9 protein-coding genes are annotated in these 11,994 nt (G+C 37.6%); 5 read left to right on the top strand and 4 right to left on the bottom strand.

Annotated elements, in window-relative coordinates; all coding sequences use genetic code 11:
- Nucleotides 1-30 precede the first annotated feature (30 nt).
- The gene (locus AC2INI_RS18765; protein ID WP_486306000.1) at nucleotides 31-993 is read left to right on the top strand and encodes a coproporphyrinogen III oxidase; all 963 of its coding nucleotides are present in this window, start codon (nucleotides 31-33) and stop codon (nucleotides 991-993) included.
- Between the two features lie 94 nt (nucleotides 994-1,087).
- Here AC2INI_RS18765 and AC2INI_RS18770 read toward each other — a convergent pair whose 3' ends face one another.
- Nucleotides 1,088-2,806, bottom strand: a complete 1,719-nt coding sequence (locus AC2INI_RS18770) for an SgrR family transcriptional regulator (protein ID WP_486306001.1) — start codon at nucleotides 2,804-2,806, stop codon at nucleotides 1,088-1,090.
- Between the two features lie 126 nt (nucleotides 2,807-2,932).
- Between AC2INI_RS18770 and AC2INI_RS18775 the strand changes: the two genes are divergently transcribed.
- The 3 genes from AC2INI_RS18775 to ppnP all read left to right on the top strand — a co-directional run bounded on the left by AC2INI_RS18775 (nucleotide 2,933) and on the right by ppnP (nucleotide 4,968).
- Nucleotides 2,933-3,730: a helix-turn-helix domain-containing protein gene (locus AC2INI_RS18775; protein WP_122033579.1), complete on the top strand. Its 798-nt coding sequence runs from the start codon at nucleotides 2,933-2,935 to the stop codon at nucleotides 3,728-3,730.
- A gap of 60 nt (nucleotides 3,731-3,790) precedes the next feature.
- The gene (locus tag AC2INI_RS18780; RefSeq protein WP_486306002.1) at nucleotides 3,791-4,609 is read left to right on the top strand and encodes a phosphate ABC transporter substrate-binding protein; all 819 of its coding nucleotides are present in this window, start codon (nucleotides 3,791-3,793) and stop codon (nucleotides 4,607-4,609) included.
- A 77-nt stretch (nucleotides 4,610-4,686) separates the two neighbouring features.
- Nucleotides 4,687-4,968 carry a pyrimidine/purine nucleoside phosphorylase gene (gene ppnP / locus AC2INI_RS18785; RefSeq protein WP_122033577.1) on the top strand — a complete coding sequence of 94 codons (282 nt, stop codon included), beginning with the start codon at nucleotides 4,687-4,689 and terminating at the stop codon, nucleotides 4,966-4,968.
- Between the two features lie 125 nt (nucleotides 4,969-5,093).
- Here ppnP and AC2INI_RS18790 read toward each other — a convergent pair whose 3' ends face one another.
- A complete protein-coding gene (locus AC2INI_RS18790) occupies nucleotides 5,094-6,476 on the bottom strand; it encodes a DEAD/DEAH box helicase (protein ID WP_486306003.1) in 1,383 nt (460 codons plus the stop codon).
- Between the two features lie 123 nt (nucleotides 6,477-6,599).
- On the opposite strand from AC2INI_RS18790, the gene AC2INI_RS18795 reads away from it, so the two are divergent.
- Entirely contained in the window at nucleotides 6,600-7,427 is an 828-nt protein-coding gene (locus AC2INI_RS18795) for a DUF2797 domain-containing protein (protein ID WP_122033575.1), read from the top strand.
- Nucleotides 7,428-7,520: 93 nt separating this feature from the next.
- On the opposite strand, the gene AC2INI_RS18800 is transcribed toward AC2INI_RS18795, so the two are convergent.
- The gene (locus AC2INI_RS18800; protein ID WP_122033574.1) at nucleotides 7,521-8,441 is read right to left on the bottom strand and encodes an OmpA family protein; all 921 of its coding nucleotides are present in this window, start codon (nucleotides 8,439-8,441) and stop codon (nucleotides 7,521-7,523) included.
- An 11-nt stretch (nucleotides 8,442-8,452) separates the two neighbouring features.
- Nucleotides 8,453-11,980, bottom strand: coding sequence for a hypothetical protein (locus tag AC2INI_RS18805; RefSeq protein WP_486306004.1), 3,528 nt, complete (start codon nucleotides 11,978-11,980; stop codon nucleotides 8,453-8,455).
- Nucleotides 11,981-11,994: the final 14 nt, after the last annotated feature.

Consider the following 11,994-nt stretch of genomic DNA (forward strand, 5'->3'; position numbering starts at 1 on the left):
TTTGATTTTTTGTTATCTACAGGTCTTCTCATGCGAATTTACGCTCAAAATGCACAAGCGAAACACGTTCTCAACTTACTTTCTGAAGTGCAATCCTACTTTAAAACTGAACTTACAAAAGTCAGTGATTTGCATTCTATCCCAACTGAATTTATTCCCGTAGATTGGTTGCGTGATGAAGGGGTTCACGGTGGTGGCAAGCGCTTTGAAGCACTTGAAGGTGGGCTATTTAATCGCGCCTCTATCAACGTTTCACAAATCCATTACGAAGATCAACCAGAAAAGTCATACGATAGCGCAACCGCCCTATCTACAATTATTCATCCAGCGCATCCGTTATTACCATCAATCCATATGCATTTTAGTTGGACGACGCTAAAAGACGGTTCAAGTTATTGGCGCATTATGGCTGATCTAAACCCTTCTCATTTTGATAAAGATGATAAAGAGTACTTTGATCAAACCTTGAAAGTTGCAGCGAAAAGCTACTATGCACAAGGTACAAAACTTGGTAATGACTATTTTGCTATTCCTGCATTAAATAAACGCAGAGGTGTAAGTCATTTTTATTTAGAAGGGTTTAATCCAGTAGAAGAAGATGGGGCTATTTTTGCGAAACAATTTGTGACAAAAGTAATTGATACCTATGCTCACATTTTAAGTTCGCACTTAATTAACTTACCTCAAGCCACTGATGCTCAGTTACAACAACAATTGGATTATCACACGTTATACTTCTATCAAGTTCTGACGCTAGACAAAGGAACCACTGCCGGTCTATTGGTTCACAATCAAAATGATATTGGCACCCTAGGTTCTATACCATCGCATATAAACAGAGATTTGCTTGAAGAATGGCAAGGTGTCTCACCTGTGCCTATAAATGGCCTTGTCGCGGAATTAATTAACGTCTTACCTAAAGACTCTCCTTGTCCTATCACTTCAAATACCAAAGCTAAGTTAGCTCAAGCGATTCGAACGTTCTATCTTTAAAACCTAAGGTAATTTTCATAACGAATAAGACAATAACTAGAGCCATTAAGTTTAGAATAATGGCTCTTTAAATAACACTGACTTCGGCCTGACTCTACGATTTAAGATCTGGTTTTATCCAAACCGTATCGAAATCAAACCAACCTAATCCATTACAAGATGCATTCTGAATGCTATTGTTCGCGTCTTCACTTATTCCCATCCAGCCATGAAACAGTGGGGTTATTTGACCGCTATCTACTAAGAATCGACAGATTTCATTCACTGGAAAATGTCTCTGAGGGGTTGATTGCCATTCTTCTATTAATGCTGTGATGCACTCAAATTCAACGATTGGCATAACACGCTCAATTTCATCAAATGCAAAAAGCCACGACAATAACGCCTCTGGACACTGCGTCCCTAAACTCATGCCTCTTAACCAAATATCAATATTGGCCGTTTTCTCATCATCAAGCAGCTCAAGCGTATCTAATGGGTGCACCTTCAAAATAATTCCATCTTGAGCTAATCGTTGTTTGATGATTTTACCTAACAGTGGGTAAAGAGGATGTTCTTTCTCATAGCCCAAATTTACGACACTGCCTTTCTCTGGTAAGTCATACTCTGCTCTAGGTCTATTTAAACAATGCTGTAATCCTGGTAATAATCCATACGCATTAAATAAACCAATGCCATTCATATTTGAGTTTTGTAGCTCATTTAACAGTAGTAAAGGTGTGATGGTTTGAGTTAAGTACGAAAGCCAATTTTTATCGGTTGTGATCCCCGTTCTTCTATTAAATAGAATATAGCTACACCCTCTATCTACATCGACTTTTTCACCATAAGAGATAGGTGATAGCTCAGTCGCGTCATAAACTTCAAGGCCTAGTTTCAATTGAATAGGCGCAATATCAGGTAAAACCCACACTTCAACGGAATCAATTAAAGGTCGGTAACCAAAATAATGTTCATTAGCAACGAGGATCAATTTTTTATCCGTATTTTCACTTATTTTATACGGTCCAGTTCCAATAGGAAGTCGGTTAAACTCTTGTGTATTATGTGCTAATGCTGGAATGATTTTGGCGTTAAACTGTGCAAGTTTCGACGGCAAACAATGATCATTTTTGTCTAATATAAAATCAATGACGTTAAGACTTGGACTGGATATGTCATTAATATGATTAAACACAAAATTGGGAGTAAGGGCTAAAAAGGTCGCTTTAATGTCTTCAAAGGTTAAAAGTTTACCATCATGAAAACTTATGCTTGGTCGTAGGTAGAAACGCCAATGTTGTGGAGTGATCATTTCCCAGTGATGAGCAATGTCCCCTTCAACCTCTCCTCTTTTGTTCCATTGCGTTAATCCATTAAATATCTGTTGAACAAGGTGCTGCTCTGAGCGCCTTATTGCCATGACTGGATTTAGAATTTTAAGAGGTCGATAATAGGGCAGTTTAACAACGTGTTTGCCCTTTTCATGGGAAACACCTAACACATTATGGATAAGATCTAACAAGGCGTCTTGATTACCTTCTAGGATATCTAAAGCGACATCAAGCTTCCCTTCTTCTACGCTTTTTCGAGCAAGTAGTGCATATACGGTTTCAGGGCTTGAGGTAAATTCAAGTATTGAACTTTTTCCTCTCCCAACCGCTGGGCTCCATATTATCCACTGTTCCTCAGACATTTTTTTGAGCACCATTCGAGTATTCCGACGAGTACAGCACAATAAATCAGCAATATCATCAATCTGAACACCTGAAGTGCTTTGATGATAATGCTGATATAATTTTTCAAATTGCTTTCGTAAACGTGGACTACCCATAACGCACCGCTCATTAAATTGATACAAGTCTTAGTATGAACTCAAATGTTGAGAGTTTGAGGCTATACTCTTGATTTTTCAATAGGTAAGTTTACACTAAATCTAGAAAAATAAGAGGAAATCATTATGCCCCCAGCTGAGTTACGCCAGTTCAATACACAAACGAGACGTAAGTCTGACCGTTACCCTGTAGAGCGCAATGGCGTATACATTGTAAAATCTGGTCAGTTCCACTATCGAGATAAGTCAGGAGAAGACATCATTCTCAACGCTGGTGACTTTCTTCTTTACAGTTCTGGTGACATTTCTAATGTAAAAATGATCAATACAAGCGGTAATTTTGAAGCAGAATCCTTAATATTTGACGTTTCTATTTTTCAAAAATTTATCACTTATACCAATAGTACAAGCTATCAAGCATCGGCTAGAGAGTCCTTCATTTTTACGCCTGAAGATACCTCAATTGTAAAACTATTAAACTTAATCAAAGAGCAATCATCAAATAATACCTGTGATGCTTCGGTTGAATTTTTAATTCTGGCTCTCTTAAGTGAAATGGTTAATCAGTTCCCAGATCTTATCGCTTTCATTCATCGAATCTCTGTACTGACAACCTCACAACAGTTAATTCGTTATGTAGAACAAAATATCTCAACAGATCTTACTATTGATACTGTTGCACCTAAACTAGGTATGTCATCCTCGACACTTAAGCGAAAATTACAATCCGATAAGCTCTCTTTTGCTCATCTGGTCAAAGTAAAACGCATCAATTACGCAGCCACTCAGTTAAGAGTCACTCGTAAAACAATCACAGAAATCGCTTATGAAACGGGATTCAAAACTGCGGCGCACTTTAGCACGACCTTTAAATCTATTCATGGGTTAACACCAAAAGAATTTAGAGAATCAATTCACTCATAACTGTCACATTGGTGTAACACTGTCACTTTATCATGCCTTTTTTCATTATGGATTTAGGTTATGTTAAAAGCGCTTAGTTACACTACTTTTGTTACAGGGTTACTTTTTTGTTCATCTGTTTATTCTGCAAACTCGAATACTGTTATTGCCGGGTCTACTTCTGTCTCTAACCTACTCGAACCCTTTATTGAAAAATACAATAATACCAATCAAGTTCAAATTGATTTACAAAGCATTGGTTCTAGTGCTGGTATTAAATTACTGGTTGATAACACGGTAAATTTAGCAATTAGCTCTCGCCAACTCTCCAATAAAGAAAAAGAAACATTAAACTCAACGATTATTGCGTATGATGCGATTGCTGTTGTTGTTCACCCTGAAAATAAAATTACTAGTTTGTCTGCCGACAATATTTGGAAAATTTATCATGGTGACATCAAAAATTGGAAAGAAGTCGGTGGTGCAGATAAGAAAATAGCAGTGATTACAAGAGAACTGGCTTCTGGCTCCCGTTTCTCATTTGAAAAGAACTTAGGATTAACTAAAGAAATCAATTCTTTTACGGTGTCAGATATTAGTTCAAGTGCGATTGTGGTAAATGGTACGAGCATGGTGAAAAGTATTGTTGCTAGAAACCCTCACGCGATAGGTTATGTCTCTGCTGGGTCTATTGGTGATCTTGCTCAATTACAAATTGTTAAAATTGATAATGTATTACCATCACCTAAAGCAATTATTGAACACAAATACCCATTATCTCGTCCTTTCTTATTTGTGTACAAAAACAAGCAGCTATCACAACAATCAAAAGATTTTATCACTTACATCAATTCGGATGATTCATCGTCTACAATTCAATCACTAGGCTATGTTAAATAAACGTTGCATCAATAATTTGTTGTAATAACACTTTTAATAACCTATTGTTTAATAGATTTTAATTACAAGGTTATATCATGCTAAGTGTAAACAGTTATTTTGAAGACAAAGTAAAATCTATCGGTTTTGACCAAAATGGCAATGCTATTTCTGTTGGAGTTATGTTACCTGGTAACTATACTTTTGGAACGAATGCTGCAGAGAAAATGACAGTTATCAGCGGCTCACTTGAAATCAAACGTACAACCGATATTGATTGGGTTACTTTTGTTTCTGGTGAAGATTTCTCAGTTGAAGGTAATTCATCTTTTGATGTAAAAGTAAGCCTTGAAACTGCTTATCTATGTGAATATTTATAGTCTTATATTCTGCATAACTTAATATAAAAAATGCCAAGTGAGATAACTCACTTGGCATTTTTATTGTCTTAAGCTTTATTGCCTTAAACTTTATTCTCTTAAACAAAAAGACTTAAAAATCAGTCTTACTCGTCATCAACAATCAACGTCTTTGGTTTTTTCTTCGGCATAAACACTTGATCACCCACAGCTACATTGGTGTGGAATGAGTTATCACGCTTCTTAGCTGTTTTTGGTTTGTGAGAACCACGTTTCGCTGTCGTTTTCTTAGCGTCGCCTTTCTTAACAAACGTACGTTTCTTCTTAGGTACAAGACCTTTAAATTTGCCTTTTAGATCTTCAAATACAGAGAACGTTAATTCTTTCTGCAGGAAGTTTTCTATACGCTTAAAGCTTTCCCAGTCTTTTGGTCCTACTAAAGAAATTGCCGTCCCTTTTTTGCCGGCACGACCAGTACGACCAACACGGTGAACGTATTCTTCCATATGTTTTGGCATATCGAAGTTGATAACGTGAGTTACGCTAGTTAAATCTAAACCACGAGAAGCAACGTCCGTCGTAACTAGAATTTTGTGTGCACGACGCTCAAACTGACTCATGATGTTATTACGAGCGGTTTGGTTCATGTCACCACTTAGCGCTACTGCTTTAAGCTTACGCTCATTAAGTAGTTCAGTTAGACGATCAGTATCAGCGCGAGTAGCTGTGAAAATCATGATTTGGAAGTATTTTTCCGTCTCAATGATTTTGTCTAATAAAGCTTGTTTATGATCTAAATGATCACACAAGTAAAAGCTTTGTGTAATATCAGTATGTTCATCTGTTGATAAACCAACAGAAACAAACTTAGGATTATCAAGCATATTACCAGCAAACTGAGTCACTGCATCATGGTCTAATGTTGCAGAGAACATTAATGTTTGACGACGACGGTGATTCGCTGCTTTATGGATCTTCTGAAGATGCTCAGCAAAGCCTAGATCAAGCATACGGTCTGCTTCATCAAGGATTAAGGTTTCAAGACCATTCAAGAACAAAGATTGATGTTCTAGGTGATCAGCCAAACGACCTGGTGTTGCTACGATAAATTTAGGGAATTTACGCAGTGCATTTACTTGGTCATTGAAGTTTTCACCACCCGTAATTAGGGTAGCGTCATAACTTAACCCACCTAACATGCTACGTAGGTGTGTGTATACTTGTTTTGCTAATTCACGCGTTGGTGCCAAGATCACTGCACGAGGATCATTCTTAGAGAACGATTTTGATTTCAGTGATTTATGAAGCATTGGCAAGACAAACGCTAACGTTTTACCTGAACCTGTTTTTGATGATGCAAGAATGTCTTTACCTGCCATCGCAACAGGGACAGCTTTACGCTGAATTTCTGTCGGTTTTTTAATGTTCTGGTGAGCGAGATTTTTTAATAGGCGATTATCTAAACCTAAATCTTTAAATTGCAAAAGCTGCACTCCAATTTCGAGTATTGTTGATGGGTAACCAGTCATTCTGGTCTAATGCGGCGGAGTATAGCATAAGTGTCGTTTATCTTGCTACAATATGCACAAACAGATAGAAAGTCTTAACGCATAAAAAAACTAACTTAAATTATAAGAAAAGTAGAAAAGTCTATGAGCATTCAAATTACTGGAACATTAGCAAAAATGCGCGCATCACTGCTTGACGGTGCGGTTCAATATCGCCTACCTGTTGGTGAAGAAGAAGTCGAACTCAACGCACTCATTGGTAAAACACTAACACTAACGCATACGGGCAATATTTTCTGTTGTTCTTGCGGTAAAAAAACAAAGAAAAGTTACTCTCAAGGCCACTGTTTTGTTTGTATGAAAAAACTGGCAAGCTGTGACATGTGCATCATGAAGCCTGAAACTTGTCATTTTGCAGAAGGGACTTGTCGTGAGCCACAATGGGGTGAAGATAACTGTTTTGTGGACCACTATGTTTATCTTTCAAATACGTCGAGCATAAAAGTGGGTATTACTCGCCATACTCAAATCCCGACGCGCTGGATTGACCAAGGTGCAACACAAGGGTTACCGATAGCTAAAGTTAAGAACCGTTTAATTTCAGGATTAGTTGAAATTGAATTAGCAAAATTAATCGCTGACAAAACCAATTGGCGCACTCTGCTAAAAGGCAATAATGAGCCTCTAGCCTTAAAAGAAGCGGCATTAGAGTTATTACCACAAGTTGAAGAAACCATCGCTAAAATTCAAGTTGAACACGGTGAAGATTCTGTTGAACTATTAGATGAGAATATTCTTGATATCACATTCCCAGTCAATGAATTTCCAACCAAAATTATCAGCCATAACTTTGATAAAAATCCTGAAGTTACTGGCGTATTAAATGGCATAAAAGGTCAATATTTACTGTTTGATACGGGTGTGATTAATATTCGTAAATTCGGGTCTTATGAAGTAACCGTGACCGCGTAACTTAATAAGGGCGTCCATTGTATAAATGAATGCCCTTCCCTAATTATTTTATTTCTAAGGTAAGTGCTACTTAGAAAAGCCTTTAATAAAAAATCACTCTTTCTCTGTCAACGATTCAATCTTCTCTTCAGGTAATGGGCCTTCTTTAAAAACAACAAATGCACGACGGTTTTCGGCATTGGCTTTCAAAGAGTGCTCTTCAATAATCGGGTCATTTTCACCAAACGATTTTACTTCCCATACAAACTGCGTTGGATCTACTCTCGTTTTTAAGTACTCTTGAACCGCAATTGAACGTTCTCTAGCTAGTTTCTCGTTATAACTTACAGAACCTTGATAATCTGTATGCCCCGCAATCAAAATTCGTCCAGTTAACCCTTCTAGCTTTAACCCTAACTTGTCTAACTCAATCTTATCTTTTTCTTTTAATATCGATTTATCAAAATCAAAGTGAGATGCCATCGTGACATAAACTTTACGCTTTGGCTCTGGTGGTAAACAAGCAGGGTTTGTCTCTTTTTCGACAGTTTGCTCAAACACTAAGAAAGCACGACGGTTAGCGGCGTTTGCTTCTAGCGTTTTGCCCTCAACTAATGGTTTTTTCTCACCGTAGTATTTTATTTCCCACTCATAATTGTCAGCATTAAGATTTTGTAGTAAATACGCTTTTATAGATTCTGCTCGTCTAAGTGATAACTGCTCATTGTATTTTACTGATCCTTGGTAATCCGTATGACCAACAATAGCAACTCGCCCTTTTAGCTTTTCTATATCACGAACAAACTGATTCAGTGACGGAAAATCAGCTTCCATGACTTCTGATTGATCAAATTCAAAATGCTCTGCCACCCCAATTTGAATTTCTCGTTGAGGAACTAAACACTCTGCGATTAAAAACTTTTGAACTCGTTCATCGTATTTATCAATATTCTCTTGGCTAACATAGGTGTCTGTGCTGCACCCAAATAAAGAAAGAAGACTTAACCCAACCAGTAATTGTTTTTTTCTATTCATCTTCTCTTCCTTTAAATTTTGCCAATGAGGTTAATAAAGACCCCTCTTGCATCATAATCATCATCATTCGTTAAATTGTCATCAAAACGAGAGAAGTTATAACCAATACCCATTTTAAAGTTATCTGTTAGGTGTTTATTAAATGAAATTAATGCGCCGTCTTCCATTTCGTCATATTGTGTATCAACCTTCCAATGATATTGCCCAGTGACATCCCAATTTTTCATAATACGATAAGAAGCGCTAAGACCCGTCAGATAAATTTGGCTGTTGACATCAACAGTAGCACCAGAAGCTCGGTCAAAACGTTCGTATTTATCTTTATAAGCGTATTTAGCACCAAAGTCCCAATGCGCATCCCACGAATAAATTGCTTCTGTTTCGATGATGTGGCTTTCTTCATCAGAATATTCTACGTCTCGATTTAAATTATCAAAATCAACTAAGTAGGTATAGCGTGCTAACAGATTAAGTTTGTCGTTATAAATAGGACGGTAGGCTAAGCCGATGCTTGATTCAATAAATCGCGCTAACATTTCATTGTTTGTTTCATTTTCAGAGCGAGAATAATTAAACTTACCAAATACAGTGTATTCTTCCGTTAAGTGGTGAGTGTAACTATTGGTTGTTACCCACTGCTCTATTTTTTCATTCGTTTCTTCAGTTTCATCTACGCGGTATTCGATCTTATTTTTCAATAAGACATCATCGAGATCGAAACTAACATTAAAGCTCACTGCCTTACGATAAACAATGCCAGTAATGCTATTATCTGGATCATTATTGTATTCAATTTCGCCTTGTTGATAAGCAATACCAATATCTATATCATCGGTAAATTCATTATCAAAGCCAAACGAATCAATGCGCCCTTTGCCATTATTCTCATTAACAAATTGGTTTTCTTGATAGAAATCGACGGTTTGTGTTAATGCTGCTCTCTGACCTAAAATAACGTTATTCTGGTCTTGATAATTATCATCAACATAGGTGACATAAGTCGAGTAATCTTGAGTTACATCATAATTTACCGTTGCTTCTGCAGCATCACCTCGACTGCCCGTGGTATACGCGCCACCTAGCGTTAAATCGTCTAAAACACGGGTTTCTGCACCAAGAGTGATGCTGTCATTATCATCATAAGAATCCGTCGCATCGACAGTAGTTTGCCCCTTAATGTAGACGCTATTTTCGCTGTCCCACAAATATTCTGCTTTGGCTCCAGCCAGTGATCCTGTCCCTGATTCTTTTTGCTGATTCAGCTCTTGAATATGCTTACCTGCCACTGACAGTTTTATATGTTCAGTAACCAAAAATTGCGCTTCAGCTTCAATTTGCTCTGTGTCTGTTTCTAAGGTGCCATCTAGCTCTTTCTCTTCCATCGAGGTAAAACGTGTAGATATTTGAACACGGTCGCTCACTTGTAAGCGAACTTCAGTACCGTAAGACTCTTGCTCTAAATCATCGCTTTGACTTGCATAAGAGTAACCAGCATCTTTAGATTTGTACCAGGCTTTAACGTCATTACCTACTGCCCCAAATAATTCTGGCGCTAAGTCATATAAACTTGCTACACCAAGAACTTGTATATTATTACCTTCACGATCATCCGTATTACCTGATGAAATTGGTGTGAAAGTCAAACCGCCATCAAAAGAGACAAAGTTACTGTCTGCCTGTGTTCCTGTCGTATGACCAAATTCCGTTTTTAAATAGGTACCTTCTGTTGCTCGAAGCGTTAGGTCTGTTGAATACAATTCGTAATCTTGGCTGTCTTTCTCTTCCGTAATATAAGTAGCACCAATACCAATATAATCGTTCGCCCAACCTTTAACTCGGCCACCATAAGCCATTGCATCTTGAGCATCTTTTCCGCGAGGAACATATTCATAGTCAACTGAAAGGTAATTCTCATAACCACCACGTGGAGAGTCATCAATGACCGAACCAAAACTGTCTGAAACAATATCAGATAAAGGACGAGTTAAAATAATTCGGCCTTGATACTCATCAATTTCATAATCTCGACCAGGTTGTAATGGAAGTTCCTTCTCGACAATACCACTGTCTTTATTCATGACTTTTATCATGACTTTATCACTGCCTGGAAGTACTTCACCATGCTGTAGGAAATACAGTGAACCACCAGTACCTAAAAATTCATCATGTGAGTACAAAGAATCAGCTTGTGATGCAAAACCAACAATATTTAAGCGGTCTTCACCATATATAGTGGTTTCTCTTGTTCGATAATCCCCTCTAAAACCATAAAGGCTTCGATTGTAATCACCGTTATCTGTTCCTGTTATTCCTGTATTAAAGTTACCCCATAGGTATTGAGATTTATCATATTGAACATCCAAATACACTTTACCTTTGGTATTGACAACTTTTTGGATATTCGCACCATCGCCATAGTTGCCATACATCATCTCATCATCTCCATCGACAATATCAAAAACAGTTGAACTGTCATTGGCTGCAAATGGATTTTTAAACATGTCTTTTACGGCACTTTCTTTAGTATCGACATGGGCAACAACGCGCAGTTTATCTCCAAATTTACCTTGCCCGAAATAGGCGAGACGCCCTTGGTTATAGATATCTTTAGCATACTGGTCATTAACCTCTAGTGCTCCAGCACTACCACCAACACGATTTGCACCGACATAAAAATCAGCTAGACCTGCTTGCGCATAGTAGGTGTCAGGAATTCGTGCGTACAATGAAAAACGACGCTCTTCACCAGAGTCAAATACGACCGTCGTAGGAAATCGATAAGCGTCAGTTGGTAAGAATATTTCGGCGTAAAGTTTTCCTTCTGTAACATCAAACTCATCTTCTCCAATAATAACTTTATCAACACCATCTAGTCCTGTACCAATAAATTTAGCCAATCCTGATGAGGTTGGAATGTTATGACGCATTAGGGTCGACTTCCCAAAATGACGACCATTATCTTCATCATTTTCATTCTTATCTATCGACAAATCTTTATCTGGACGAACTAAATCAACCACACCAATAGTGGTAACATCCATATTGCCATCTTTATCCCACACTTTAAGTCTAAACAATAATTGCTCGCCAAGCTTAAATTGATAATCCACATCCGTAGAACCATCCCATTCAATATCGGTGCTATTGGCTAAAGTATCACCTTTTTTTATCACTAAAGGCTCTGACAAATGGCGATCAGCGCCTCGATATACTTCTAGCTGCCACGTTTTTATGTAATAACTGTAGTTTGTGTTAACTGAAAAATTCACTGAATTAACTAAACTGCCATCCGAAATTTCAACTTCATCGTTAACGCTTAAATCCAATACTGGATCAAATTTAGTGATATCACGACTTGCCCAAATAGCCCCTTCCTCTAAATAGATGCGAGAGCTGTCTGTTTGTTCATGGGCATCTACTGAAATACCCATACTGTCTGAATCCAACTGCTGTAAATTGTCGGTATTTTTTGCGAGCACCATTATAGGTAATGCGGATAACACGCACACCGTTAACTGACTCTTTTTAAATACGTTCATATATCTCCTAATAA

The organism is Aliivibrio friggae (assembly GCF_057368515.1).